Raw genomic sequence first — 24,951 nt, forward strand, 5'->3', positions numbered from 1 at the left:
CGGTCACCACGACCGGACGTCCGGACCCTGGGCGTCCAGGGTCCGGCTTCGGGCGGGAGGCGGAACCGCGTCAGAGCAGGCGCTTGACTCCCGGCACGCGTCGCAGGAGGAGGACGATGACGTACGTCAACGCGAGCACGGCCGCGATGCGCATGAGCAGGACCACCGTGCTCCCCGCCGTGTGCTCGCCACCGATGACGGGCCACTCGAAGACCCACAACAGGATCGTGAGGTGGAGCGCGAAGACTCCCATCGTCGCGTCACCGAGGGTTCGCGCCAGCGAGCTCATCCGGGGCGAGGCGAGGCGGTGCAGCGGTCCGTCGCGCCGGATCACTCCTTGGAAGAGGAGAAACAGCGCTGCCGAGTAGACCATCGCCGTGATGCTGTAGTACCAGGCCGGGCTCATCGTCTCGAGCCACTCCGGTGCGTCGGGGTTGCGCCACTGCCACGGCATGAGTGCTCCCAGCGCGACAACCACGACGAGCGACCCGGCCAGCGCTCGGCCTCGCAGGACGACGCCGCGCAGCGCCCAGCCGAGGAGGAAGTAGCCGAGGTAGGGGACCCACCACGTCCAGGCCGTCTCGACGAACACGTCGGGGGTGTCGCGCCACTGCGCCGTCGCCTGGCTCACGGCTGTCATCAGGCACCCGAGCGTGCCCACGACCAGCATCTGGCGGCGCGTCGCCTGTGCCACGAAGGGAATGAGGAACGGTGTGAGCACCGCCAGGCCGAGCACGATCCAGAAGAAGTAGAGGGCGCCGTAGAGCTTGCCGCTCAGTGCCTGGGCCGCGGCGTCGCTCAGCCCCAGGTCCTGGTCGAGGAGGAGCACGCGCACGAGGAAGTACCAGGCGTGCCAGAAGACGATGGCCGGCAGGAGCCGGAGGGCGCGCTTGCGGAGGAACTCACGCGGCCCCTGGTAGCGGGCAGGGTCGAGCAGCAGGGCGCCGCTCAGCATGACGAACACCGGGACCGCGAAGACCCCCAGGACGTCGAGGTAGATGGCCGTGGTGCCACGCAGCGTGCCCCGGGCCCCGGGCTCCAGCGCGTTGTAGCCAACAGTGTGGATCGTGACCACTGCGGCGATGGCCACGAACCGCAGCCATGAGATCCACGCCAGGTCCGGTCGGGGACGCGCCTGCGTCGCGTGCGTCTGGACGCTGGTGCGTGCATCCTCGACGACCGCGTGAACGCTCTGACCCGAATCTCCGACGAGGAAGGCGACGTCTGGGCGCGCCGGGTCGACGAGCTCGGGCCGGCCCCCGTGTGCAGAGGTGCTCATCAGCACGTCCGCAGGTCGACGTGTGCGCGGCATGCACGGGGGACGGGCTGTGGGTGAGTGGGGCGCACGGGACTCCATGGACGAGGTGCTGTGTGGGGGTGGGGGCTCGAACCCGGCGCAGCGGCGGACGACCGGGCCCTGGTGTGGCGCGCCGGGTACAGCCGGGGGGCCACGCCACCGCAGGGTACAGGCACACGGCCTCTCGGGCCTCTTCACGCCGACGCCGCCCACTCCCGCAGGTGCGCGGGAGTGGGCGGCATCGGCATCGGGGTTGGGCGCCGGTGATCGATGGGTTAGTCGGAGGAGACCGTCGACATACCGGTCTTGATCAGCTCCATCACCGAGCTGTCGGCGAGCGTCGTGACGTCGCCGACCTCGCGACCCTCGGCCACGTCACGCAGGAGGCGCCGCATGATCTTGCCGGAGCGGGTCTTGGGCAGCTCGCTGACGATCATGATCGAGCGCGGCTTCGCGATCGGGCCGATCTCCTTGGCCACGTGGTTGCGCAGCTCCTGGACGAGGTCCTTGCCCTCGCCCACCTCGTCGGCCTCCTCGACGAACTCCTGGCGCAGGATGACGAACGCGCACACGGCCTGGCCCGTCGTCTCGTCGTTGGCGCCGACCACCGCGGCCTCGGCGACCTTCGGGTGCGACACGAGGGCCGACTCGATCTCGGCCGTCGAGAGGCGGTGGCCGGAGACGTTCATGACGTCGTCGACGCGGCCGAGCAGCCAGATGTTGCCGTCGGCGTCGTACTTCGCGCCGTCGCCGGCGAAGTAGTACTTCTCGCCGAACCGCGACCAGTACGTCTCCTTGTAGCGCTCCGGGTCGCCCCAGATGCCGCGCAGCATCGACGGCCACGGCTTCGTCAGCACGAGGTAGCCGACCTGCTCGGGCGTCGTGAACGGCTTGCCCTCGTCGTCGAGGATCTCGGCGCTGATGCCGGGGATCGGCTTCTGCGCCGAGCCGGGCTCGAGGGTCGTGACGCCGGGCAGCGGGCTGATCATGATGGCGCCGGTCTCGGTCTGCCACCACGTGTCGACGATCGGGGCGCGGCCGCCGCCGATGTGCTTGTGGTACCAGAGCCACGCCTCGGGGTTGATCGGCTCGCCGACGGACCCGAGCAGCCGCAGCGAGCTCATGTCGAACTTCGCCGGGATGTCGGCGCCCCACTTCATGAAGGTGCGCACGGCCGTCGGAGCCGTGTAGAGGATCGTGACCTTGTAGTCCTGCACGATCTCCCACCAGCGCCCCTGGTGCGGGGTGTCAGGGGTGCCTTCGTACATCACCTGCGTCACGCCGTTGGTCAGCGGCCCGTAGACGATGTAGGAGTGACCGGTGACCCAGCCGATGTCGGCGGTGCACCAGTAGACGTCGGTGTCGCGGTGGACGTCGTGGACGACGGCGTTCGTGTAGGCCGCCTGCGTCAGGTAGCCGCCGGTCGTGTGGAAGATGCCCTTCGGCTTCCCGGTCGTGCCCGACGTGTAGAGGATGAAGAGCGGGTGCTCGGCCTCGAAGGGCTGCGCCTCATGGGTCGGCGCGGCCTTCTCGAGGGCCTCGTGCCACCAGACGTCGCGGTCGTTCCACGCGGTGTCCTGGCCGGTGCGCTTGACGACGAGCACGTGCTCGACCGACGTGTCGTCGTGGTCGAGAGCCGCGTCGACCGCGGGCTTGAGGGCCGACGGGGCGCCGCGGCGGTAGCCGCCGTCGGACGTGATGACGACCTTCGCCTTGGCGTCGTCGATGCGCGAGTGCAGGGCCTCGGCCGAGAAGCCGCCGAAGACGACGGAGTGCGGGGCGCCGAGTCGGGCACAGGCGAGCATCGCGACCGCGGCCTCGGGGATCATCGGCAGGTAGATCGCGACGGTGTCGCCCTTGCCGACGCCGAGGTCGGCGAGGGCGTTGGCCGCGCGCTGCACCTCGGCGTGGAGGTCGGCGTACGTGATGTCGCGGGTGTCGCCCTCGGGCTCACCGACGAAGTGGATCGCGACCTTGTCGCCCCGCCCCGCCTCGACGTGGCGGTCGACGGCGTTGACGCACGCGTTGAGCTCGCCGTCGGCGAACCACTTCGCGAAGGGCGGGTTGCTCCAGTCGAGCGACTGCGTGAACGGCGTGCTCCACGTCAGGTAGGTGCGGGCCTGCTCGGCCCAGAAGCCGTCGTGGTCATCGGCCGCCTGGTCGTAGAGGTCGGCCGTGCCGTTCGCCTGCGCGGCGAACTCGGGCGGCGGCGGGAAGGTCAGTCCCTCATGGACGAGGTTCTCGAGCGGCTCTTCGCTCACTGGTGTCACCCTTTCGCATCGACGATGGTGCGGTCGCGCCGCCCGCGCGCGTGTCGGCGGGGTCGACGTGGTTGATGCACAACTCAAACGCAGGCTAGTTCGCGCTTCAAGGGCGGAGTGAGCCGGGTCTCATCGCTACCGACGAGTAGCCCGTCGAGCGGTCCGAGTCCGAGGACGAGCGGTCGGGCCCATGGGCACCCGCGGGGGGACCACGGCATACGCCATCCGGCCCCAACGCTTCACCTGAGGTTCTCCGCGTGGTGGGCTGCGCCGGCCGCGGAGTCACAAATGTGGACGACATGGACACGACTCACCAGCTGCCCTCTCGCCGAACCCTTCTCCGTGGTGGCCTCGCCACCGGGACCGTCGCCCTCGCCGGGGCCGGCGTCGTCCTCGACAGCCGTCCCAGCGCGGCGGCCGTCGTCCCGGCCGCCAACCCCTTCACCCTCGGCGTCGCCAGCGGCGACCCCGAGCCCGACGGCTTCGTCCTCTGGACGCGCCTCGCCCTCGACCCGCTCGCCGCCGACGGACTCGGTGGTATGCCGTCCGCGACCTACCAACTGAACTGGCAGGTCGCGTCGGACGACCGATTCGCCGACGTCGTCAAGGCGGGATCGGTTGCGGCACAGCCCGGTTGGGCCCACTCCGTGCACGTCGAGGTCCACGGCCTCCGACCGGGCCGGGAGTACTTCTACCGCTTCCGTCTGGGCAAGCACCTCTCCGAGCCCGGTCGGGCGGTCACCGCGCCGAACCCGTGGGAGACCCCGTCGGCGCTCGCCATGGCGTTCGTCTCGTGCTCAAACTTCCCCGCGGGCTACTTCACGGCCTACGGGCGCCTCGCGGAGGAGCGGCCGGACGTCATCCTGCACCTCGGCGACTACCAGTACGAGGGCGGCGGCAACGGCGTCGGCCGCAACCATGCCGGCCCGGAGACGACGACGCTCGCCGGCTACCGGCAGCGCTACGCGCAGTACAAGAGCGACCCCGACCTCCAGGCTGCGCACGCCGCTGCGCCGTGGCTCGCCGTCTGGGACGACCACGAGGTCGACAACAACTACGCCGGGGACGTCCCCGAGAAGGTCGCCGAGACGCCGACGTTCCTCCAGCGCCGGGCCGCGGCCTACCGCGCGTACTACGAGAACATGCCGCTGCGCCGCTCGTCGGTGCCGGACGGCCCGAACCTCGACCTCTACCGCCGCGTCCGGTGGGGTCGGCTCGCGAACTTCCACATGCTCGACACGCGCCAGTACCGCTCCGACCAGGCCTGTGGCGACGGCTACAAGGACTGTCCCGCGGCGGACGACCCGACGCGCTCGCTGCCCGGGATGGAGCAGGAGCAGTGGCTGCTCGACGGCTTCCGGCAGTCGGAGGCGCGGTGGGACCTGCTCGGCCAGCAGGTCTTCTTCGGGCAGCGCGACAACGACGCGACGGCGCGGACGACCGTGTCGATGGACGCGTGGGACGGCTACCGCGCGTCGCGTCGGCGGGTCACCCAGGGCTGGGTCGATGCCGGCGTGCGCAACCCCGTCGTGCTGACCGGCGACGTGCATGCCCACTGGGCCTCGGACCTCTACCTCGACTGGGACCAGCCCGGCGAGGTCGTCGGATCGGAGCTCATCACGAGCTCTATCACGTCGGGCGGCAACGGCTACGACAGCCCGACCGGCCAGCACCCGTGGGCCACGTGGAACCCCAACCTGCGCTTCTGGACCAACCTGCGCGGCTACGTCTCGACGACGATCACCCCGTCCGAGCTGACGGCGCGCTTCCGGTGCGTGCCGGTCGTGACGACACCCGGCGCGGAGGCGTTCACCCGCGCGGAGTTCGTCATCGACGACGGCATCCGCGGCTTGCGGCAGACCGCCGACCACCCGCTGCCGACGACGACCCTGCGGCGCTCGACCCCGAGCGACGAGCAGATCGTCGCCGACACGATCCGCGAGGAGACCCACGGCAGCGCCTGAGCGCCCACCCCGTCAGGTGGCCCCTCGCCACACCCGGCGCCTCACCCAGGTCGGGAGCGGTCCCGGCCCGTGCCGGGACCGCACCCGCTCAGGACTTGTTCCGCGGCACGTAGACGACGAGCCGCTCGGCGAACCCGGACCCGAAGGCGCCGAGCACGATGAGCAGGTCGGCGTGCGCACCGGGGATGGTGATGAGGCCACCGGCCGCCGCGAAGTAGAAGGTCAGCGCCGCCACCGAGCCGATCAGGGCATGCACGACGGCGGTGGTCAGCGACCCGAGGTGCGACGGAGGCTGGGCCAGCGGGCGGGCGCACAGGCGCTGCATCGCGCTCGTCACGGCGCCGATGGTCCCGGCGACGGCCGCCGACGAGGCGAGCCACGGCGTGTCGAGCGCGGGCGACCGCGTGCTCAGGTGGGCCCAGATGAGCCAGCCAGCGACGGCGAGCAGCCCGAGGAGGATCACCGACAGCCAGATGCGCTGGGCCGTGTTGGCCTCCATCGCGGTGTAGCGGCTGCTGTTGAGGTCGTTGCGGATCCGCCGCGCCTCGCGCAGGTACTCCCGGTCCGCCCGAAGGTCCGACGGTGTCGACCGGCGGGCGGGAGGCTCCTCACCCGGGTCATTGGCACCCGTCGCCGCCGTGCCCGTGGAGCCCGCGGTGCCCGTAGGGCCCGTAGGTCCGGCCGACATCCGGCGCAACAGGTCGAGCGCGGCCTCACGCCACCAGCCGGCCTCCTCGTCGAGCGCGATCTCGCACCGGAGGCTGTGCCGGGCGGCCTCGAGCTGGTGACGCCCGAGGAACGACACCTCGAGCTCCTCGGCCCGGCTGACCAGGGCCCACCCCTTGCCGGCGTCGTGCTGCTCGCGCGCGATGGCTGCCTTGTCGAGGAGCAGGAGCACCTCGTCCTGCGGGTCCGGGCGGTCGCGGGCGTCGTCCCGGCCCTCCCACGCCTCGGAGGCCCGCAAGGGCTGTCCCGCCAAGCGCGCCCGGACGCTCTCGATCTGCCAGTCCAACCGGGCGAGCTCACGGTCGCGCCCGGTCACGTGGTCCTGCACCCAGAGCAGGGCCGGGCGCCACGACGACCCGCGCTGCGCCGCAGGCGTCACCGCCAGTCCCACCGACGCCTGTGCCATGTCCGTCCTCCCAGATGGTCCCCGCGGAGGCGGCCGGTGCCGCCTTCCATCGGGACAGACGGCCCGGCGCGACCGGGTGATACGCCGGTCCGCTGCGACCGGCCCGAGGGCTCGGCTGCCGCGCCCGAACGCGGCGCCGCCGACGTGTCGCTGCCCATCCGATCGGCGGTCCTGCGACGAAGATGGGGTGTGACCGACCGGACCTATCGCCTCGTCATCCGCGCTGCCCTCGGCGTCTTCGCGGCGCTCGGGCTGCGCATCGACGTACGGGGCGCCGAGCACCTGCCGCGCGAGGGTGGCGCGGTGCTCGCCGCCAACCACGTGGGCTTCCTCGACTTCCTGTTCGTCGGCCTCGTCGGACGACAGCGGGGTCGCTTCGTCCGCTTCCTCGCCAAGCAGGGCGTCTTCACACCACCGGTCGTCGGCGCCGCGATGCGGGCGATGGGGCACGTGGCCGTCGATCGCGCACACGGTGAGGTCGCGCTGCGCCACGCCGTCGCGAGGGCCCGGGCCGGTGAGGTCGTCGGTCTCTTCCCCGAGGCGACGATCTCGCACTCGTGGCAGCTGCGGCCGTTTCGTCCCGGCGCGGCCGCGGTCGCGACGTGGTGCCAGGTGCCGCTCATCCCGGTGGCCGTCTGGGGCAGCCAGCGGATCCTCACCGTGGGTGGTCGGTTCAGCCTCCGCCGGGGCACGGCCGTCACGATCGTCGTGGGCGAGCCGCTGAGTCCCGCGCCCGACGCCGAGCCGTATGCCGTCTCGGAGCAGCTGCGGGACCGCCTGCAGGTCGTGCTCGCGGAGGCGATGGACGCCTATCCCGACCAGCCGAAGGACGACGCCGACCGCTGGTGGATCCCCGCCTCCCGCGGGGGCACGGCGCCGGGTTCCGAGGAGGGTCTGCGCCTCGACGAGGAGGGTATGCGCCAGGCAGACCTCGCAGCCGAGGCGCGGATCCAGCGCTCCCGCAAGCGCGCCCGCCTGCGTCGCATCCGGCGCAGTCGAGTCACGACGGGTGGCGCTCAGGCGCCCCCGTCGATCCGTGAGAGCGCCTCGTAGTCCGCTCGGTCCTTGGCCTCGTCCTGCTCGTCGTCGACGCGGGGCCGCCTCTTGTCGCGAACCATGATCTCGAGAGCCGGGACCCGCGCCGTGACCCCGTCGAGTGTCTGCCGTGCGTCCCCGAACGGCTGCTCGGACCACACGGCGGCCTCGGGCTCGAACGGGATGACGACCCTCCCGCCCTCGTCGACCACGAAGGTCAGCTCGAGCAGCACCCCGGCACGCACGTAGCGCGTGCCCACGACCTCGTCCTCGAACGGCGTGTGCAGCCAACCGTTTCCGACGAGGGCAGCGTGCAGCGCGGGGCCGTCGTCGCGCCGGACGGCCAGGTCGACGTCATCATGTGGACGCGTGACGCGGCCCACCCAGAAGTCGACACCCCAACCCCCGAAGAGCCAGTGCTGCACACCGGCACCGTCGAGGAGCCGGCCCACATCGGCGATCGCCGCGAGCTGCTCCTGCGGTGTCGCGCCGGCGAGATCGCCCGGCTGCGTGTCGTTCTCCATGGCTCAGGCTAGGGCCGTCGGGGCCGGGCACGCGATGTGGTTTTGCGGGTCTCAGTAGCTCATCCCCATCACCGCCCGCACGGTCGCCAGCGTCCGCTCGGCCACCTCGTTGGCGCGCGCGTTCCCCTCGTGGAGCACCGAGGTGACGTATGCCGGGTCGCGGGCGAGGTCGGCCCGCCGCGCCCGGTGCCCGGCAAGGGACTCGTTGACCGCATCGGTGACGACGCGCTTGAGGGCTTGGGCGCCGCCGTCGCCGACCCGCTCGGCCACCGCCTCCGGTGCCTCGTCGAGGAACAGTCCCGCGATCGTCAGCAGGTTCGCCACGGCAGGACGGCCCTTGGGGTCGAACGTGATCCGTCGCTCCGAGTCGGTCCGTGCGGCCCGCACCCGGGCGGCCGTCTCGTCGGCGCTGTCGCGCAGGTTGATGACGTTGCCCTTGCTCTTGCTCATCTTCGTGCCGTCCGTCCCGAGCAGCAGTGGGACCTCGCTGAGCAGGGCCTCGGGCTCGGCGAAGACGCTGTGCCCCGCGGCATACCTCTGGTTGAAACGGCGCGCGATGGCTCGGGTCTGCTCGAGGTGCGGCAGCTGGTCCCGGCCGACCGGCACGATCCGGCTGTGGCAGAAGAGGATGTCGGCTGCCTGGTGCACCGGGTAGGTGAGCAGCAGGCCCGACAGCGGCCGTCCGTCGGACAGGGCGAGCTCGTCCTTGACCGTCGGGTTGCGGCGCAGCTCCGCGTCGGTGACGAGGGACAGGAACGGCAGCATGAGCTGGTTGAGGGCCGGCACCGCGCTGTGGGTGAAGATCGTCGTCCGAGCCGGGTCGAGGCCGGCGGCGAGGTAGTCGAGCACGAGCCCCTGGACGTTGGCACCGATCTCGCCGACCGAGTCGCGGTCGGTGATGACCTGGTAGTCGGCGATGACGACGAACGTCTCGACCCCCTTCTCCTGCAGCCGGACCCGGTTACGCAGGCTGGCGAGGTAGTGGCCGATGTGGAGCGGGCCGGTGGGGCGGTCACCGGTCAGCATCCGGAAACGTGCGGCGTCCTCGGCGTCCTTGGCGGCATCGGTGGCGTGCTCGTCGATGAGCGCGTCGAGGACGGCGCTGCGCTCCAGGGCCACGGCATACGTCGCCCTCTCGTCGGCGTCGCCGGGGGCGAGCGGTGCGGGGCGGGTCGTGCTGCTGGTGATGGTGCTGGTCATGGTCTCTCCTGGTGTGGTGGGTGGCCCACGGGAGAGACCTCGCCGCACGTCGTGGACATGCGAGGAGCCGCCCGTGGGCGGCTCCGGATCTCGGGTTGGTTCGACGGGCCGCCTCAGCTGGGCAGCCACCACGCGCGGGTCGGTGCGACGGTCGAACTCATGTCAGTCAGGATACGCGAGGAGCACGCGCTCGGCGATCAGCGTGACCCACGGGCTCGGCGCACCCACCCGCTCGTTGGGCACGTGGGTCAGGCCGGGGTAGGCGCGGCTCGGTGTCCAGCGGCCGTCGGCCCTGCGCCGAGCACGGATGATCGACAGCGCCTCGTCCATCCGCCCGTCGCGCGGGATGCCTGCAGCTGCAAGGGAATCCAGGCCACGAAGGATGTCGTAGTGCCACCGGGCCGGGTAGTGCAGACCCGTGAACTCGGCACGGATCACCTCGCCGGTGCGCTCGCTGCGCAGGAGCCGGTGACGCAGGAGGAACTCGGCGGCCGACGACCGGGCCCGCTCCAGCTCGTCGGCGCGGTAGGCGGCCCCGGCGCTGAGGTAGGCGGTGATGCCCTCGATGACGCACACGGTCGTGTGCACGGACGAGTGCGTGACTCGAACCCCAGGACGGTTGTGCCGACAGTTGAAGCCCCCGTCCGCCACGACCTCGCGCAGCAGCAGGTCGACGACGCTGCGCAGCTCGTCCTCGGACGCGCCGAACCAGCTCGCGTAGCCCAGCGCCATGCCGTTGATGCAGGCATCGCTCGGCTTGGCGGGCGGGGACGGGCTGACGCCGCCGTCGTCGGCCTTGCAGCCGTCGAGGATGAGCCCCACCGTCTCCCGGGCTGCCGCGTTCTGCGGGGCCAGGCCGATCTGCCCGAGCTGGAGCAGCGTGTAGTGGCTCGACGTCCACTTCGGCCGGTAGAACCCTCGACCCCAGTGCCCGTCGGGTGCCCGCGCGGCGAGCAGCGCTGCGCCGACACCCTCCGTGGCGATGCGGGCCTGGAGGCCCGGGTCCTCGCGCCCGAGCAGGTCGCGCGTCGTGACGTAGGCCACGGCCACGTCGCCGGCGAGCAGCCAGTCGATGACGGGGGGAGTGGCCACCGTCTCATCGTGACAGGCAGGGTCGGCCCCTCGACAGATCTAGGCTGACAGGCGTGCCAGACCCGATCCCGAGCCGCCCGACCTCGAGCCTCCCCACATCGAGCCGCCCGAGCCCGGGCGCGACCCCCTCGAGCACGACCTCCAGCCCGTCCTCCCAGCAGAGCGTGCTGCTCGACCAGCTCGCGGCGCTGACCGACCTGCCCGACGTGCGCGCCCGCGCCGACGCAGCCCGGGACGCCTACACGAGGCTCCGCTTCCACGAGGCCCTGCGCCGACGCATCCCGGAGGCATCGGCCGAGTCCCGGGTTCGGGGTGCCCAGGCGAGTGCGGCCCTCGACGGTGCCGAGTTCCCCGTCGAGGTCGTGCGCGAGCTGATGAGCGGCGCGCGTGACTGGCCCGACGACCTCGACCCCGGTCTGCGCACCCTCAAGGGCGCCGTCTCGGCCACGGCAGAGAGCGAGCGCGTCGTCGCGCTCGTGCGTACCGCGCCCCTCCAGGCGCTGGCTCGGCTCCACGTCGCCGCCGCGTCGCCGGTCGTGAGCGGTGACGCCCTCGGCCGTCCGCGCATCGGTGACGAGGGATGCACCGAGCTCGTCGACCTCGGGCCGGCCCCGCCACCGACCGTCGTCGCCGCACGCCTCGCCTCGCTCTCCGACGTCGTCGTCGCCGCGGCCGGCAGCAACCGCGTCCCGGCGTCCGTCGTGGCGGCCCTCGTGCACGCCGAGATCGCCGCGATCCGCCCCTTCGTCCACGGCAACGGGCTCGTGGCCCGGGCCATGGAGCGCGCGCTCGTCCAGGCCCTGGGGCTCGACCCGACCGGAGTCGCCGTCCCCGAAGCCGGCCACGTGGCGAACGGTGGGCCGGCCTACCTCGGTGCGCTCACGGCCTACGCCCAGGGTGGCGCCGCAGGCGTCGGCCTCTGGCTCGCCCAGGCAGGGGAAGCGATGGTCCGCGGGGCCGCGGAGGGGGAGCGGATCAGCGACGCGGTGCGGGCGGGACGACTCACCTGAGTCATCTGAGCCCTGGCTGACAGGCCGGGAGCGGCGATTCGTGCGGGATGTCCACCGGGGTGGACAGTTTCTTGCCGCCGCGGCGACGAGGGGGGTGTCGCCACGCCGACGGCGTGGAGTAGAACGGAGTCAGGAACCACATCGCCGAGAGGCGTAGATCCGGATCCACGCAGAACAGATGTCTCGAGAAGAGGCCGAGTACCCACGCGAGAGCAGTTCCCTTGGAACAGTCCACCCCCGGGCGCACAACCGGGGCGACACTATCGAGAATGCACGCCTGGTAGCCCGGAGCTTCTCTGGAGGCCCTCCGACCGTTGGTCGGGGGGCCTCCGCCTTGTGTGGGAAGATCTGTCGGCGCCCTCGGAGTTGAACGTTTCTGTCGTGTCGTGACAAATCGCGAGAAATCACCGCGTGTCGTGACTTCTCGGTTTGCAATCCGAAGGACTAGCGTCCAGCATTGTTGGTGGTGCTCCCCTCATGGGTCGAGCACCGACGCGATCTGGCCCCTCCCCCCCGGTGCCAGTCTCGTGAGGTGGCCTTCGTCTTCCCCCGGACGGAGGCCACCACTATTTTCCGGGCCGGTTGCGTTCGGGTGCGTGCGGCTGGGTCGGCTTGTCCACATCCCCTCGGGCGCGGGGCCGGGTATCCACCGGCTTGCGCATGCCGCTGGGCGGGCTCCGTCCCGTGCGTGACGGTGGGCGCATGGGAAACGTCATCGCCTTCGTGCCGGCCTCTGGTGGGGTCGGGTCCTCGACCCTCGCGGCTGCGGTCGCCGTGCGCGCCGCCGCGGCCGGGCGCTCGGTCGTGGCCGTCGACCTCGACCGCGTCTCAGGGTCTCTCGACGTCGTCTTCGGCCTCGAGCAGGAGCCGGGGTGGCGCTGGCCGGAGCTGGCCGACGTGGCGGGCGTCGTGGACGGGCTCGGGCTCGCCGACGAGCTCCCGGTCTCGTGCGGGGTGCCCGTGCTCTCGGGGAGCGGCGGCTCCGGGTGGGTGGGTCCGCTCGACGACACCGACGACGGGTGGGCGCAGAGCCTGCCCGACGTCGTGGCCGGCCTGGCCGACGCGCATGACCTGACGGTTCTCGACCTGTCCCGAGACCCGTCCGTGCTGGCCCGCGTCGGGCTGCTCGTCGACGCGGTCGTCGTCGTGTCCGGCACCCAGGTGCCGCAGCTCGCGGCCACTGCCTCCGTCGTGTCCGGCGTGCGCGGCCTGCTCCGCCGTCTGCGTGACGCCGGGCGGCCGTGGGAGGCCCAGCCCCTCCTGCCGATCGAGCCGTGGGTCGTCCTGCGCGGTGCCCACACCGAGCCCGACCTCGAGGACCTCGTCATGGACGGCCTCGACGTGCCGCTCGTGGCCACGGTCGGCGACGACCGGCGCCTCGTCTCCGAGGTGGCCGAAGGACTGCCGCCGGGCGCTCGGGGACGCGGCGAGGTCGTGCGTGCCGCTGACGAGCTGCTGCTGCGGCTCACCGACCAGGCGGTCGCCGCATGAGCGTCCAGCCACGGCCCGGCGGCTCGCTCACGCCGGCGGTGTGGCAGCGCGTCCGCGACGGCATCGGTCCCGACGGCGCGGCGGTGGCCGAGGTGGCCACCCAGGAGCGTGGGGCGCTCGGAGCCCACCGTGTCGCCGAGACCCGGTCGGCGCTGGCCTCGCGGGTGCTCGGCGCCGGACCGCTCGACCCCTGGCTCGCCGAGCCGGGCGTCACCGACATCGCCGTCAACGGCGACGGACGCATCTGGGTCGACCGCGGGCACGGCATGGAGTGGGTGGGCGAGCGGCTCGATGCCGACGACGCCCGAGGTCTTGCCGTCCGCCTGGCCGGCATCGCGGGGCGCCGCCTCGACGAGGCCAGTCCCTGGGTCGACGGGCAGCTCCCGTCCGGCGCTCGGCTCCACGCGATGCTGCCGCCGCTCGTCGACGGTGGCCCGCACATCACGATCCGGGTGCCGCCCGGGGATCCGGTGTCCCTGACCGAGCTCTGCGGTCGCGCGATGATGCCCCCGGAGTGGGAGCCCGTGCTGCGCGCCGTGGTCGCTCGGCGGCTCGCGTTCGTCGTCTCGGGCGGCACGGGAGCCGGCAAGACCACCCTCCTGGCGGCACTGCTCGGCTGCAGCGACCCGGTGGAGCGGCTGCTCGTCGTCGAGGACGTGCGCGAGCTGACGGTCGACCACCCTCACCTCGTCCGGCTCGAGGCCCGACCGGCCAACGTCGAGGGCGCCGGCGAGGTCACGTTGACGACGCTCGTGCGGCAGGCGCTGCGCATGCGCCCCGACCGGATCGTCGTCGGCGAGGTCCGGGGGGCCGAGGTGCGGGAGCTGCTGGCCGCGCTCAACACCGGCCACGAGGGCGGGTGCGGCACGGTCCACGCCAACGCCCCGGCCGACGTCGTGGCCCGGTTCGAGGCGCTCGGTGCCCTGGCGAGCCTGGGGCCCGATGCGGTCCGGGCCCAGCTGGCGGCTGCCATCGACGTCGTCGTGCACGTGACGCGCGACCACGGAGGGCGGCGCGTCGCCTCGGTGGCGGCGCTCTTCCGTCGCGACGGCAACCCCTGCATCGTGCCCGCCCTCGAGTGGGACGGCCCCGGTCACGAGCCCCGATGCGGTCCGGCGTGGCCGGCGCTCGCCAGCCGGCTCGGGCTGGAGTCGGAGCTCGTTCGCCCGACCGTGATGGCGCCCCCGGCTCTGACCTCGACCCCGCCGACGGCATCGGCCCCGCCGCCACGGACCGCCTCGGCCACATCGACGGCCCCGCCGACGGCATCGGCCCCGCCGCCGGACCCGGTCTCGCGGCCAACGGCCCCGGCCGCGCCACCGATCCCGGCCTCGGTCGCGGAGGCGTCGTGAACGCCGGTGCCGTCGGGGCGCTGGCCGCGCTCCTGCTCGGTCTGGCCGTGTTCCTGTGGCCGAGCGGGATGTCCGCTCGGGCGACCGCGGTCGACCTCTGGGGAGGTGAGTCTCCCGGAGGTGAGGCGGGCGCCGGGCTCTCCGGTGGCTTGGCCGGCGGGCACGGTGGTGGGCCCGGGCGGCACGCCGCACTCGGCTCGGCAACCGACGGGTTCGCAGCCGGCCACGGTGGAGCAAGCCTGTGGCGGCAGGACCCGGTCGACCTCTACCGGCGCTGGCGACTTCGCCGACGGCCGGGAGCGCTCGTCGACGACGTCCTCGACCTGCTGCGCGGCATCGGTCCGGCCCTCGGGGCGGGCCTGACGCCGAGCCGCGCCATCGAGCTCGCGGCCACCTCGACGCTCGGTGCCGAGCGGGTCCAGCTGGCCCGACAGGCCCATGCCCGACAGGCCCATGCCCGACAGGACCAACGGTCCCGCGCGCGCAACGGCCGGCACGCGGCCTCCCTCTCGGCTCCCCACCGACCGTGGTCGTCCGGCGGCACCGCACGCGGCGATGACCGGCCGGCCGCCGACATCGACCGGCTCGTCGGCAGCCTTCTCCACGCGAGCCACCGCGCCGAGCCGACCTCGCCGGTCTGGGCCGAATGGGCGGCTCGCAGCGCATCCGCTGAGCTGGCACTCGTCGCGGCTGCCTGGCGCCTGTCCGAGACCACCGGCGCCCCGCTCGCCTCCGCGGTCGACCGTGCGGTGGGTGGGCTCCTCGACGCTCGCACCCGTCGGGGCAAGGTCGCGGTCGCCGTGGCCGGGCCCCGGGCCACGGTCACCGTCCTGACCCTCCTGCCGCTGACGGGCCCGATCTTCGGGCTGGCCTGCGGCATCGACCCGGCGACGCTCTACCTCGGGTCTCCGATCGCGACGGTGTCCGTCATGGCCGGGGTGCTTCTCGTCTGGGTCGGTCGGGTCTGGTGCTCCCGGATGGTCCGTCGGGCGGTGCGGCCATGAGCGCACTCGTCGTTGCTCCTGCCGCCGATTATCCTGGCGTCGTCGAGGCGATCGCCGAAGCCGTTGCCCTCACCGACGTGGTCCTCGGCGGGCGTCTTCGCGGAGTCATGGCAGCCGGCCTCGCTGCCGGTGCGGTGCTCGTCCTGCTCGGCGGTCGCGGTCACCCGGTCGTCGGCGCCGGCCACGAGACGCCGAGCATCGCCGTCGGGTCGAGTCCGACAGACCCGGCCCGCTCGACAGATCCCACCGGTTCGACCAAGGCAAGCCGCCCGACCGGTTCGACCCACCCGACCGGTTCCACCTACGGCATCGGCTCGACGGACCGCTCCCCAGCCGCGAACCGTGGCGGCGCTGTGCCGCCCCCGTCCGGCAGCACGAAGGACGACGGGAGGCGGGCCACCGACGCCGAGGTGTCCTCTGTCCTCGCTCTGCTCGCCCTGGCGTACCGGTCGGGCCTGCCCACGTGGGGCGTGCTCGAGGCGGTGGCCACCGGGCTGCCCGGGCGCGCGTCCACGGACCTGCGGCAGGTCGCGGCTGCCCTGAGGTGGGGAGCGACCGACGCCGATGCCTGGGCCTCCGTCGGGCCCACGTGGTCGCCGGCCGCACGCGCGGTGGCCATCGCCCACCAGGCAGGCGTGCCGCCCGGAGCGATGTTGCTCGCTGCCTCGGACGACCTGCACTCCGCTGAGCTCGAACGCCTCGAGGTCTCGGCGGCCAAGGTCGGCGTCCGCCTCGTCGCCCCACTCGGTCTCGTGCTGCTCCCGGCGTTCTGCCTGACCACGGTGGCGCCGCTCGTCATCGCCCTCGCGGGCGACCTGCTGGCGGCCTGACGTGGCACCGAGCATCCCCCCCGGGGACCCAGCGTCCCGGGCACCCCGCCCGGGCGAGGAGAGGAGAACCCATGACCCATCAGCTGATCCGACGACTCACGCGTCGCCGGGTGACCTCCGGACGCCGCGACCGCGGGATGACGACGGCGGAGTACGCCGTCGGCATCATGGCGGCCTGCACCTTCGCGCTCGTGCTGCTCGGAGTCGTCAAGTCCGACGCGGTGCGCGGAGCCCTGGCGGGCATCGTCCAGAGCGCCCTGGGGATCGCGGGGTGAGGTCGCGACGCCCTCGACCCGCACCGGGTCGGGAGCGCGGGATGGTGACGGCGGAGCTCGCCGTCGCCATCCCGTCGGTCGTGCTCCTCCTCGGCTTCTGTCTCGTCGCGGTCAACGCCGCCGTCGACCAGATCCGGTGCGTCGACGCTGCCCGGGTCGCCGCACGAGCGGCGGCCCGTGGCGACGACCCGGCGCGGGTCCGTGACCTCGCCGTCGAGACGGCGCCCACGGGCGCTCGCGTGCAGGTCTCCGGCGTCGGTGGGGGAGTCCGGGTCGTCGTCTCCGCCCGCACCGGCGGCTGGGGGCTGCTGCCCGGCTGGGAGCTCAGCGCCTCAGCCGTGACACCCGTCGAGTCGCCGTCATGACGACCGTGCCGATCGTGCGGGTCGGGCCGACACGTCCCCAGGGCGAGCGTGGCGCGGCGAGCGTCCTCGCTCTGTCGGTCGTGGCCGTGGTGCTGGTCCTCACCATGGGCGGTCTCGTGGTGGCCTCCGTGGTGGTCGCCAGCCACCGGGCTCGGGTGGCCGCCGACCTCGGCTCCCTGGCCGCCGCATCGGCGATGCAGGACGGTGCGGACTCGGCTCAGGCGTGCGCGGTGGCGCACCAGGTGGTTCGCGCGAACGGTGCTGCGACACAGGCGTGTTCGTCGATGGGGGCAGACGTCGAGCTGCGCGTCACTGTCCGGGCCCGGCTGTGGCCCGAGCCTGCCACGGCCCGCGCCCGTGCGGGTCCCCAACGCTGACGGTTGGGGGCTGACGTCCGGCACGATGACGGCAGAGCACTTGACTGCCGAACAGTGACGGTCGAACAGTGACGGTGGGACGTCAGCGGTTCTGCCAGGCGTCCGGGGCTGTGAGCAGCTGACGCACCCGGTCCGGCAGGTCGCCGGTGCGGAGGTCCTCGAGGGAGGTGTCGTCGAGCACCTCGCGCAGGCTCGCACGGACCGCCACCCAGAGGCTCGGCAGGTGGGTGGCGACACCTTGGTACTCCGTCTCGTGCGGTCGCAGTCCGCGCACCTCGGCGAGCGGACCGTCGACGGCGCGGAAGATGTCGCCGACGCTGATCTCCCCACGCGGCCGCCCGAGCACGTAGCCGCCGCGGGCACCGCGACGGCTCAGGACGAGGTTGCCGCGGCGCAGGTCGGCGAAGATCGCCTCGAGGAACTTGCGCGGCAGCTCCTGCCGGGTCGAGAGGCTGTCGATGCTGATCGGGCCCGAGCCCTCCGCGTCCGACTCGGCGAGGATGAGCATCGCGCGGACCGCGTAGTCGACTCGTGCCGAGATGTCCACCCATGCAGTCTGCCGCACCCGCGGTGACCTCCGCGCCAATCGGGCCCACCGGCGACGTGGCGCCGATGTTTGGGACCGCGGCGGGACGACAAGAAGTGAGGACGTGACCACTCGATGGGTGGCGAAGCATCGGGGTGTGACGACGGGGCCACTCGACGGTGCGGGTGTGACGACGGGGACAGTCGACGGGGGGCGACGCACCGGGTGCGACTGAGGCGGCGAGGTGTCGTCCCCTCGCCGCCTCAGTTCACTCGGTGACCCGAGCTGCCCGCCCGCGTCGCTCGGCGACGAGAGGGGCTTCACGGCATACGTTATGCCGTCGTCTGCGCCCGTGCGAGATCTGTCCCACGTTGGTCCAGCGGAGCTGGACGGTCGGGCGTCAGATCGCGAGGGCCGGGTCGTGGTCGACGACGCTCGAGCGCCCGACGGCGCGCGCGTGGATCGTCTCCCCCTCCCGCAGCTGCAGCTCGGCGGCGTCGCGCCGGGTGATCTGCGCAGCGAACCGCTCGCCCGAGTCGGCCCGCAGGTCGACCCTGACCTCGAAGCCGAGGGGCACGACCCGCTCGACGACGGCGTCGATGACCCCGGGGGAGTCGGGCACCTTGGCGTCGAGGGCGAGCGCCGTCGCGCGGTCGCGCTCGAGCGCGATGTCGTGCGGTCGCACGAGCTGCCCGCCGAGGTGCGCGACCGAGCCGAGGAAGCCCATGACGAAGTCGTTGGCGGGGCGCTCGTAGAGCGTGACGGGGTCGCCGACCTGCTCGATGCGTCCCTTGTTGAGCACGGCGATCCGGTCGGCGACGTCGAGCGCCTCCTCCTGGTCGTGCGTCACGAGCACCGTCGTCACGTGCACCTCGTCGTGCAGCCGGCGCAGCCACTGGCGCAGGTCGGTGCGCACCTTCGCGTCGAGGGCGCCGAAGGGCTCGTCGAGCAGCAGCACCTGCGGGTCCACTGCGAGAGCCCGGGCGAGCGCCATCCGCTGGCGCTGACCGCCGGAGAGCTGCGCCGGATAGCGGTGCTGGAAGCCGTCGAGCCCGACGATCTCGAGCAGCTCGTCGACCTTCTTGGCCGTCTCGGCCTTGGGGCGCTTGCGGATCGTCAGCCCGAAGGCGACGTTGTCGCGCACGGTCATGTGCTTGAACGCGGCGTAGTGCTGGAAGACGAAGCCGATCCCGCGCCGCTGCGGCGGCTCGTCCGTGACGTCGCGGCCCTCGATCGTCACGGTGCCGGAGTCGAGCTCCTCGAGGCCGGCGATCGCGCGCAGCAGCGTCGACTTGCCGGAGCCGCTCGGCCCGAGCAGCGCGGTCAGCGAGCCGCTCGGGATGTCGAGGCTCACGTCGTCGAGCGCGGTGAACGAGCCGTAGTCCTTGCGGGCGCTGGTCACGGTGATCATCGGTCGCTCCTCTTGCGGTCGAGCAGGGTCATGAGCAGCAGCACGACGAGCGCGATGCCCATGAGCAGGGTGGCGGCGGCATACGCGCCGTAGGTGTTGTGGTCGTCGATGTAGCGGGAGTGCACGAGGAGCGTCAGGGTCTGCGAGACCCCGGGGAAGCCGGAGCTCACCATGATGACCGCGCCGAACTCGCCGAGGGCCCGCGCGACCGTCAGCACGACGCCGTAGGTCAGGCCCCACCGGATCGCTGGGAGGGTGATGCGCCAGAACGTCTGCCACCCGTTGGCCCCGAGCGTCGAGGCGGCCTGCTCCTGCTCCTGGCCGATCTCGTGGAGCACCGGCTCCACCTCGCGCACGACGAACGGCAGCGTCACGAAGATCGTCGCGAGCACCATGCCCGGGATGCCGAAGATGACCTGGAAGCCGGCCCGGTCGAGCGCACCGAACCACCCGCCCGCGCCCCACAGCATGATGAGCGAGACGCCGACGACGATCGGTGACACCGCGAACGGCAGGTCGACCACGGCCTGCAGCAGCCCTCGTCCGCGGAAGCGTCCGCGCACGAGCGCCAGGGTGGTCGCGACGCCGAAGACGACGTTGACCGGGACGGTGATCGCCACGATGAGCAGCGACAGGTTGAGCGCCGACTTCGCTGCCGGTGTCGAGATCGAGGCGATGAACTCCGAGAGCCCCGGCTCGAAGGTGCGCCAGAGGATGACGCCGATCGGCACGGCGAGCAGCACGAAGAGGTAGCCGAGCGCGACGACGCGCAGCGACAGACGGGTGCCCCGGGAGACCCTCATGCGTCACGCTCCTCGCGCCGCTGGCTGCGGCTCGACACGACGCGCAGCAGCAGCAGCGTGACGAACGCGATGGCGAGCAGCGCGACCGAGACCGCGGCCGCGTTGAGCGGTCGGTCGATCTCGATCTGCTGCTGGATGTACTGCGAGGCCACCTGGGTCTCGCGGGGGATGTTGCCGCCGATGAGCACGACCGAGCCGTACTCGCCGATCGCGCGGGCGAAGGCGAGTCCGGTGCCGCTGAGGATCGCCGGAGCGAGGGTCGGCAGCACGATGCGGCGGAACGTCGTCCAGGTCGTGGCTCCGAGCGAGGCCGCAGCCTCCTCGACCTCGCGGTCGGCCTCGATGAGGACGGGCTGCACCGACCGGACGACGAACGGCAGGGTGACGAAGAGCAGCGCCACGACGAGCCCCCAGCGCGTCGCGTTGAGCTCGACCCCGATGGGGCTGTTGGGCCCGTAGAGGGAGAGCAGCACGATGCTGGCGACGATCGTCGGCAGCGCGAACGGCAGGTCGATGACGGCGTTGACGAACCGTTTGCCGCGGAACTCGTCGCGCACGAGCACCCACGCGACGAGCGTGCCGAGCACGGCGTTGATGAGCGCCACGACGGCCGACACGAGCACGGTCACCCGGAGGGACGCGAGCGCGGCGGGCGCGGTCACCGCCTCCCAGAACCCGGCCAGGCCCTCGTCGAACGCCGCGACGGTCAGCGCCGCGAGCGGCAGCAGGACGATGACGCTGAGCCACAGCGTGACGATGCCGATGCCGAGCGGTCGGCGCAGCCCCCTCAGGCCCTTGCCGCGGCGCGGGCGTCGCGCCGCGCCACCGGACCCCGCACCGTGGGGTGCGTCATCGCCCCGAGGACGTATGCCGTCCGGCGCGGTCGCGCCCGGACGCGGCGGCAGGGGCGCCGCCTCCGTCTCCGGATGCGGGCCCCTGCGCTGCTGGTCGGTGTCAGACGTCACTGCGTCGCCTGGTCGTAGATCTTGGCGATGTCACCGACGTCCTTCTTGAAGAGCGTGCTGTCGACGGTCTTCCAGCCACCGAGGTCGGCGATGGTCCAGAGCTTCGTCGGGGCCGGGAACTTCGAGGCGTACTCCTGGGCCACGGTGGTGTCGACCGGCCGGAAGCCGGCCTCGGCGAGCAGCTTCTGCGCCTCCGGCGTGTAGAGGTAGTCGTTGAACGCGGTGGCCGTGGCGAGGTTCTTGCTGCCCTTGAGCACGGCGGCCGGGTTCTCGATCTTGAACGTCGTGGGCGGCGTCACGTGCTCGACGGGGTCGCCGTTCTTCTCGACGAAGAGGGCCTCGTTCTCGTAGCTGAGGAGCACGTCGCCGCTGCCCTGCAGGAAGGTCTCGGTGGCCTCGCGCCCCGACTTCGGCTGGACCTTCACGTGGTCCTTGACGAGCGCCGAGACGTAGGCGAGCCCTGCGGCCTTGTCGGCGCCGCCGTTGCTCTTGGCGGCGTAGGGGGCGAGGAGGTTCCACTTGGCCGAGCCCGACGAGAACGGGTTCGGCGTCACGACCTCGATGCCGGGCTTGAGCAGGTCGTCCCAGTCCTTGATGCCCTTGGGGTTGCCCTTGCGCACGACGATCGTCACGACGGAGCCGAAGGGAATCCCCTGGTGCTCGTTGGCATTCCAGTTCGGGTCGACGAGGCCGGCGTCGACGAGACGCGTGATGTCGGGCTCGACCGAGAAGTTGACGAAGTCGGCCTCAGCGCCGGCAGCGACCTTGCGGCTCTGGTCGCCCGAGGCGCCGTAGCTCTGCTGGAACTGCACGCCCTGGCCGGCCTTCGTCTTCTGGAAGGCCGGGATGACGACGTCGAAGCCCACCTTCGGGACGGCATACGCGTAGAGGTTGATGGTGCTCGTCGCGGCGCCGGCGGCGGCGGCGGTGCCCGGCCCCGCGGCGGTGTCGCTGGCCCCGCCACCGGCACACGCGGTCAGACCGAGGGTCGCGGTGACGGCGATGGCGCTGAGGGCGATCGAGGGGCGGCGCATGTCGGGCTCCTGAGGGGTGCGGTCCGGATCGGGGTCGCGCCGCGGGGTGCGGCGGGCCGGGTCGGTCGGCAGTCGACGGGTGGCTGCTTTCCTATCCGTTGCATGGGAGTTTCGAATAGCGATGCGTTACTGGTCAAATAACTCGGCATTATGTCTCAGAGTGTGGTCCGCCCGGTTCGCCGGCCCGCACGCGTCGGGTTCCGCCGCAGAGCTCAGTCGCCGCGCGACAGGGAGCGCACGCGCAGCACGGGCCCCACCATCGACACCGTGGCGACCTCGGTGGCGGCGTCCCCGCTCACGGTGACCCGGGTGCCCGGCTCGGCGTCGAGGGCCCACCCCGGCGGGAGCAGCAGCTCCCACGTCGTCCCGTCGTCGGCGTCCAGCACGACCGGTTGCATCTCGACCTCGGCCCGGCGGAGCGTCCCGCGCACGACGACCGACGGGGCGGGCCGGCCGGCGGTGTCCCTCGTGATCCCGACCCACGGGCCAGCGCCGGCGTCCACCGGAGGACCCAGTGGATCAGCAGGTCCGGACGGCCCGGACGGGCGCGACGACCGCGACGGGCCCTGACGCCCCGGACGGCCACGTCCACGCGGTGGCCAGGTCACCGGACGCCCCCGGCCCCCGGGCCCGCGTGACGCAGGACGAGGTCGAGCAGCGCCACGGCGCCGCGTTTGTCGAGGGGCTCGTTGCCGTTGCCGCACTTGGGCGACTGGATGCACGACGGGCAGCCCTCCGCGCACTCGCACGAGTCGATGGCGTCGCGGGTCGCTCTGAGCCACGGGCGGATCCGTCGGTAGCCGCGCTCGGCGAAGCCGGCTCCGCCGGGGTGCCCGTCGTAGATGAGGATGGTCGGCAGCCCCGTGTCGGGGTGCAGGGCCGTCGAGACGCCGCCGATGTCCCAGCGGTCGGCCGTCGCGAAGAGGGGGAGCATCCCGATGGCGGCGTGCTCGGCCGCGTGCGCCGCCCCGGGTATGCCGTCCTCCGCCACCCCGGCGGCCGCCAGGTCCGGGGCCGGCATCGTCCACCACACGGCCTTCGTCGCGAGCGACCGCGGCGGCAGGTCGAGGGGGTGCTCGCCGAGCACCTCTCCGCCGGGCAGGCGGCGCAGGAACGAGGTGACCTGGTGGCGCACCGTCACGTGGCCGAACGAGCACCGGAGTGGCCCCCACTCCTCGTGCTCGGTCTCGTGGACGATCTGGAAGTCGCTGACCGACTGCGCCTGGGTCGTCCAGCCGGGGTCACCGCGCACCGCGAAGGCGGCGTGGTCGTCGAGGTCGAGCTCGGTGATCACCCACGTCTGGCCCTGGTGCAGGTGCACGGCGCCGGTGTGCACCTGCGAGTGCGCGCTCGAGTCGTCCACGGTGCCGACGACGCGCCCGGTCCGGGTCTCGATGATCCGCACGGGCTCGCCGGCCCCACGCAGCGACAGGTGGTCGGCGGGCCGGTCCTCACGCCCCCAGAACCAGCCCCGTGGACGCTTCTTGAGGATGCCGCGGGCGACGAGCGCGTCGAGCAGCACGCGCGTCTGCGGCCCGAAGATCTCGACGTCGGCCTCGGTCACCGGCAGCTCCGCGGCCGCCGCGGCCAGGTGGGGCCCGAGCACGTGCGGGTTGTCAGGGTCGACGACGGTGGCCTCGATGCCGCGGCCGAAGATCGCCTCCGGGTGGTGCACGACGAACGTGTCGAGCGGGTCGTCGGCGGCCACGAGCACGGCCAGCGACCGCTCTCCCGAGCGGCCGGCCCGCCCGGCCTGTTGCCACAGCGACGACAGCGTGCCCGGCCATCCCGCGAGCAGCACGGCGTCGAGGCCGCTGACGTCGACGCCGAGCTCGAGGGCGTTCGTGGCCGCGAGGCCGAGCAGCTCCTTCGCGCGCAGGGACCGCTCGAGCTCGCGTCGCTCCTCCGGGAGGTAGCCGCCGCGGTAGGCGGCGACCCGGTGCTCGTCCGTGACGGGCACCCGCTCCTTGGCGATCCGCGCGACGACCTCGACGCCGGCCCGCGACCGCGCGAACGCCACCGTCTGCACGTGCTCGCGCACGCACCCGGCGAGCAGCTCGCCCGTCTCGGTGATGGTGCTGACCCGAGACGGCTGCCCGGCCTCGTCGACGAGCAGCGGCGGCTCCCAGAGGGCGAACGTCATCGACGCGCGCGGCGAGCCGTCCCGCGTCACCGGGGTCACCGGCATACCGAGGAGCCGGGAGGCGTGCTCCTCCGGGTCGGCCACGGTGGCGGACGCGAAGACGAAGGTCGGCTCGGAGCGGTAGCGCGCGGCGACCCGCCGCAGCCGTCGCAGCACCGCGGCCATGTGGGCGCCGAAGACACCCTTGTAGACGTGGCACTCGTCGACGACGACGTAGCGCAGCGCCCGCAGGAACGAGCTCCACCGCTCGTGCCCGGGCAGCAGGGAGTGGTGGAGCAGGTCGGGGTTGGTGAGCACGAGGTTGGCGTGGTCGCGGATCCAGCGCCGCTCGTCGGTGGGGGTGTCGCCGTCGTAGGTCGCGGGGCGCACCGCGGGCAGCGCGAGCCGGTCGATGCGGCTCAGCTGGTCGGCGGCGAGCGCCTTGGTGGGGGAGAGGTAGAGCGCCGTGGCGCCGCGGCCGTTCGGGGCGCCCGCCCCGGCGATGATGTCGCTGAGGATCGGCAGGTGGTAGCCGAGGCTCTTGCCCGACGCGGTCCCGGTGCTGACGACGACGTGGCGCCCGGCGTGGGCGGCCTGCGCCACCTCGACCTGGTGCGACCAGGGCGCCTCGATGCCGGAGGCGAGCAGGGAGCCGAGGAGCGTCGGGTCGACCCATTCGGGCCACTCCCCGAGCACGGCGCGGCGAGCGGGCACCTCGTGCACGTGCACGAGACGCTCGGGATGGTCGCCGACGAGCGTGCGCAGGAGGTCCTCCGGCACGGGTCCCGCGGGCGCTGACTCCCCGTTCATGTGGAGCAACCGTATGCCGTCGGGGTACGGTAACCGACGAGCGGGGCATGTTACTGCGCGGTCGGTCACGC

At 72.7% G+C, this 24,951-nt stretch carries 23 protein-coding genes; 10 read left to right on the top strand and 13 right to left on the bottom strand.

The features are described 5' to 3' along the window. Positions 1–70: 70 nt before the first annotated feature. Positions 71–1,279 carry an acyltransferase gene (locus AC1DW8_RS16675; protein ID WP_478095234.1) on the bottom strand — a complete coding sequence of 403 codons (1,209 nt, stop codon included), beginning with the start codon at positions 1,277–1,279 and terminating at the stop codon, positions 71–73. 293 nt (positions 1,280–1,572) lie between these two features. Further along, positions 1,573–3,558: an acetate--CoA ligase gene (gene acs / locus AC1DW8_RS16680; protein WP_056773887.1), complete on the bottom strand. Its 1,986-nt coding sequence runs from the start codon at positions 3,556–3,558 to the stop codon at positions 1,573–1,575. A 299-nt stretch (positions 3,559–3,857) separates the two neighbouring features. Between acs and AC1DW8_RS16685 the strand changes: the two genes are divergently transcribed. Beyond that, the gene (locus AC1DW8_RS16685; protein ID WP_478095235.1) at positions 3,858–5,522 is read left to right on the top strand and encodes an alkaline phosphatase D family protein; all 1,665 of its coding nucleotides are present in this window, start codon (positions 3,858–3,860) and stop codon (positions 5,520–5,522) included. 88 nt (positions 5,523–5,610) lie between these two features. Here the strand turns inward: AC1DW8_RS16685 and AC1DW8_RS16690 are convergent, their stop codons facing one another. Next, entirely contained in the window at positions 5,611–6,654 is a 1,044-nt protein-coding gene (locus tag AC1DW8_RS16690; protein ID WP_478095236.1) for a hypothetical protein, read from the bottom strand. A 189-nt stretch (positions 6,655–6,843) separates the two neighbouring features. On the opposite strand from AC1DW8_RS16690, the gene AC1DW8_RS16695 reads away from it, so the two are divergent. Next, the gene (locus AC1DW8_RS16695; protein ID WP_478095237.1) at positions 6,844–7,707 is read left to right on the top strand and encodes a lysophospholipid acyltransferase family protein; all 864 of its coding nucleotides are present in this window, start codon (positions 6,844–6,846) and stop codon (positions 7,705–7,707) included. On the opposite strand, the gene AC1DW8_RS16700 is transcribed toward AC1DW8_RS16695, so the two are convergent. From AC1DW8_RS16700 to AC1DW8_RS16710, 3 genes are all read right to left on the bottom strand, one after another. Then, a complete protein-coding gene (locus tag AC1DW8_RS16700; protein ID WP_056826527.1) occupies positions 7,671–8,213 on the bottom strand; it encodes a nucleotidyltransferase domain-containing protein in 543 nt (180 codons plus the stop codon). The two genes, AC1DW8_RS16695 and AC1DW8_RS16700, sit on opposite strands and share 37 nt — an antisense overlap. A gap of 51 nt (positions 8,214–8,264) precedes the next feature. Continuing rightward, on the bottom strand, positions 8,265–9,413 hold the full coding sequence (gene trpS, locus AC1DW8_RS16705; RefSeq protein WP_478095238.1) for a tryptophan--tRNA ligase: 1,149 nt from the start codon (positions 9,411–9,413) through the stop codon (positions 8,265–8,267). 162 nt (positions 9,414–9,575) lie between these two features. Then, on the bottom strand, positions 9,576–10,505 hold the full coding sequence (locus AC1DW8_RS16710; RefSeq protein ID WP_478095239.1) for a hypothetical protein: 930 nt from the start codon (positions 10,503–10,505) through the stop codon (positions 9,576–9,578). Positions 10,506–10,558: 53 nt separating this feature from the next. On the opposite strand from AC1DW8_RS16710, the gene AC1DW8_RS16715 reads away from it, so the two are divergent. The 8 genes from AC1DW8_RS16715 to AC1DW8_RS16750 all read left to right on the top strand — a co-directional run bounded on the left by AC1DW8_RS16715 (position 10,559) and on the right by AC1DW8_RS16750 (position 17,209). After that, positions 10,559–11,515: a Fic family protein gene (locus AC1DW8_RS16715; protein ID WP_478095240.1), complete on the top strand. Its 957-nt coding sequence runs from the start codon at positions 10,559–10,561 to the stop codon at positions 11,513–11,515. 702 nt (positions 11,516–12,217) lie between these two features. Then, positions 12,218–13,006, top strand: a complete 789-nt coding sequence (locus tag AC1DW8_RS16720; RefSeq protein WP_478095241.1) for a CpaE-like family protein — start codon at positions 12,218–12,220, stop codon at positions 13,004–13,006. After that, a complete protein-coding gene (locus AC1DW8_RS16725) occupies positions 13,003–14,358 on the top strand; it encodes a TadA family conjugal transfer-associated ATPase (RefSeq protein WP_478095242.1) in 1,356 nt (451 codons plus the stop codon). Before AC1DW8_RS16720 ends, AC1DW8_RS16725 begins: the two co-directional genes overlap by 4 nt. Continuing rightward, positions 14,355–15,362, top strand: a complete 1,008-nt coding sequence (locus AC1DW8_RS16730) for a type II secretion system F family protein (protein ID WP_478095243.1) — start codon at positions 14,355–14,357, stop codon at positions 15,360–15,362. Before AC1DW8_RS16725 ends, AC1DW8_RS16730 begins: the two co-directional genes overlap by 4 nt. After that, complete coding sequence (locus tag AC1DW8_RS16735) at positions 15,359–16,192, top strand: type II secretion system F family protein (protein WP_478095244.1); 834 nt, start codon at positions 15,359–15,361, stop codon at positions 16,190–16,192. Before AC1DW8_RS16730 ends, AC1DW8_RS16735 begins: the two co-directional genes overlap by 4 nt. 71 nt (positions 16,193–16,263) lie before the next feature. Continuing rightward, positions 16,264–16,467 (top strand): DUF4244 domain-containing protein, encoded by a 204-nt coding sequence (locus tag AC1DW8_RS16740; RefSeq protein WP_056773863.1) that lies wholly within the window; start codon positions 16,264–16,266, stop codon positions 16,465–16,467. Between the two features lie 41 nt (positions 16,468–16,508). Beyond that, a complete protein-coding gene (locus tag AC1DW8_RS16745; RefSeq protein ID WP_056773860.1) occupies positions 16,509–16,832 on the top strand; it encodes a TadE family type IV pilus minor pilin in 324 nt (107 codons plus the stop codon). Next, entirely contained in the window at positions 16,829–17,209 is a 381-nt protein-coding gene (locus AC1DW8_RS16750) for an Rv3654c family TadE-like protein (protein WP_056826520.1), read from the top strand. The genes AC1DW8_RS16745 and AC1DW8_RS16750 overlap by 4 nt, the downstream gene beginning before the upstream one ends. Before the next feature lie 82 nt (positions 17,210–17,291). Here the strand turns inward: AC1DW8_RS16750 and AC1DW8_RS16755 are convergent, their stop codons facing one another. From AC1DW8_RS16755 to AC1DW8_RS16785, 7 genes are all read right to left on the bottom strand, one after another. After that, a complete protein-coding gene (locus AC1DW8_RS16755) occupies positions 17,292–17,756 on the bottom strand; it encodes an RrF2 family transcriptional regulator (RefSeq protein WP_028785748.1) in 465 nt (154 codons plus the stop codon). A 379-nt stretch (positions 17,757–18,135) separates the two neighbouring features. Further along, complete coding sequence (locus AC1DW8_RS16760) at positions 18,136–19,146, bottom strand: sulfate/molybdate ABC transporter ATP-binding protein (RefSeq protein WP_056826519.1); 1,011 nt, start codon at positions 19,144–19,146, stop codon at positions 18,136–18,138. Further along, positions 19,143–19,949, bottom strand: coding sequence for a sulfate ABC transporter permease subunit CysW (cysW, locus tag AC1DW8_RS16765; protein WP_478095245.1), 807 nt, complete (start codon positions 19,947–19,949; stop codon positions 19,143–19,145). Before cysW ends, AC1DW8_RS16760 begins: the two co-directional genes overlap by 4 nt. Then, positions 19,946–20,914 (bottom strand): sulfate ABC transporter permease subunit CysT, encoded by a 969-nt coding sequence (gene cysT / locus AC1DW8_RS16770; protein WP_478095246.1) that lies wholly within the window; start codon positions 20,912–20,914, stop codon positions 19,946–19,948. Before cysT ends, cysW begins: the two co-directional genes overlap by 4 nt. Next, positions 20,911–21,948, bottom strand: coding sequence for a sulfate ABC transporter substrate-binding protein (locus AC1DW8_RS16775; protein ID WP_478095247.1), 1,038 nt, complete (start codon positions 21,946–21,948; stop codon positions 20,911–20,913). Before AC1DW8_RS16775 ends, cysT begins: the two co-directional genes overlap by 4 nt. A 212-nt stretch (positions 21,949–22,160) precedes the next feature. Beyond that, positions 22,161–22,451: a hypothetical protein gene (locus tag AC1DW8_RS16780; RefSeq protein WP_478095248.1), complete on the bottom strand. Its 291-nt coding sequence runs from the start codon at positions 22,449–22,451 to the stop codon at positions 22,161–22,163. Positions 22,452–22,552: 101 nt separating this feature from the next. After that, a complete protein-coding gene (locus AC1DW8_RS16785; protein WP_478095249.1) occupies positions 22,553–24,880 on the bottom strand; it encodes a DEAD/DEAH box helicase in 2,328 nt (775 codons plus the stop codon). Positions 24,881–24,951: the final 71 nt, after the last annotated feature.

The sequence above is a fragment of the Terrabacter sp. P2_E3 genome, assembly GCF_056403915.1.

Bases quoted from the DNA above. Each gene is read 5' to 3' on its own strand.
- AC1DW8_RS16675 (WP_478095234.1), bottom strand. From the start codon at position 1,279: ATGAGCACCTCTGCACACGGGGGCCGGCCCGAGCTCGTCGACCCGGCG.
- AC1DW8_RS16750 (WP_056826520.1), top strand. From the start codon at position 16,829: ATGACGACCGTGCCGATCGTGCGGGTCGGGCCGACACGTCCCCAGGGC.
- cysW (WP_478095245.1), bottom strand. From the start codon at position 19,949: ATGAGGGTCTCCCGGGGCACCCGTCTGTCGCTGCGCGTCGTCGCGCTC.
- AC1DW8_RS16740 (WP_056773863.1), top strand. From the start codon at position 16,264: ATGACCCATCAGCTGATCCGACGACTCACGCGTCGCCGGGTGACCTCC.
- AC1DW8_RS16735 (WP_478095244.1), top strand. From the start codon at position 15,359: ATGAGCGCACTCGTCGTTGCTCCTGCCGCCGATTATCCTGGCGTCGTC.
- AC1DW8_RS16700 (WP_056826527.1), bottom strand. From the start codon at position 8,213: ATGGAGAACGACACGCAGCCGGGCGATCTCGCCGGCGCGACACCGCAG.
- AC1DW8_RS16745 (WP_056773860.1), top strand. From the start codon at position 16,509: ATGGTGACGGCGGAGCTCGCCGTCGCCATCCCGTCGGTCGTGCTCCTC.
- AC1DW8_RS16775 (WP_478095247.1), bottom strand. From the start codon at position 21,948: ATGCGCCGCCCCTCGATCGCCCTCAGCGCCATCGCCGTCACCGCGACC.
- trpS (WP_478095238.1), bottom strand. From the start codon at position 9,413: ATGACCAGCACCATCACCAGCAGCACGACCCGCCCCGCACCGCTCGCC.
- AC1DW8_RS16760 (WP_056826519.1), bottom strand. From the start codon at position 19,146: ATGATCACCGTGACCAGCGCCCGCAAGGACTACGGCTCGTTCACCGCG.
- AC1DW8_RS16685 (WP_478095235.1), top strand. From the start codon at position 3,858: ATGGACACGACTCACCAGCTGCCCTCTCGCCGAACCCTTCTCCGTGGT.
- AC1DW8_RS16785 (WP_478095249.1), bottom strand. From the start codon at position 24,880: ATGAACGGGGAGTCAGCGCCCGCGGGACCCGTGCCGGAGGACCTCCTG.
- AC1DW8_RS16690 (WP_478095236.1), bottom strand. From the start codon at position 6,654: ATGGCACAGGCGTCGGTGGGACTGGCGGTGACGCCTGCGGCGCAGCGC.
- AC1DW8_RS16725 (WP_478095242.1), top strand. From the start codon at position 13,003: ATGAGCGTCCAGCCACGGCCCGGCGGCTCGCTCACGCCGGCGGTGTGG.
- AC1DW8_RS16720 (WP_478095241.1), top strand. From the start codon at position 12,218: ATGGGAAACGTCATCGCCTTCGTGCCGGCCTCTGGTGGGGTCGGGTCC.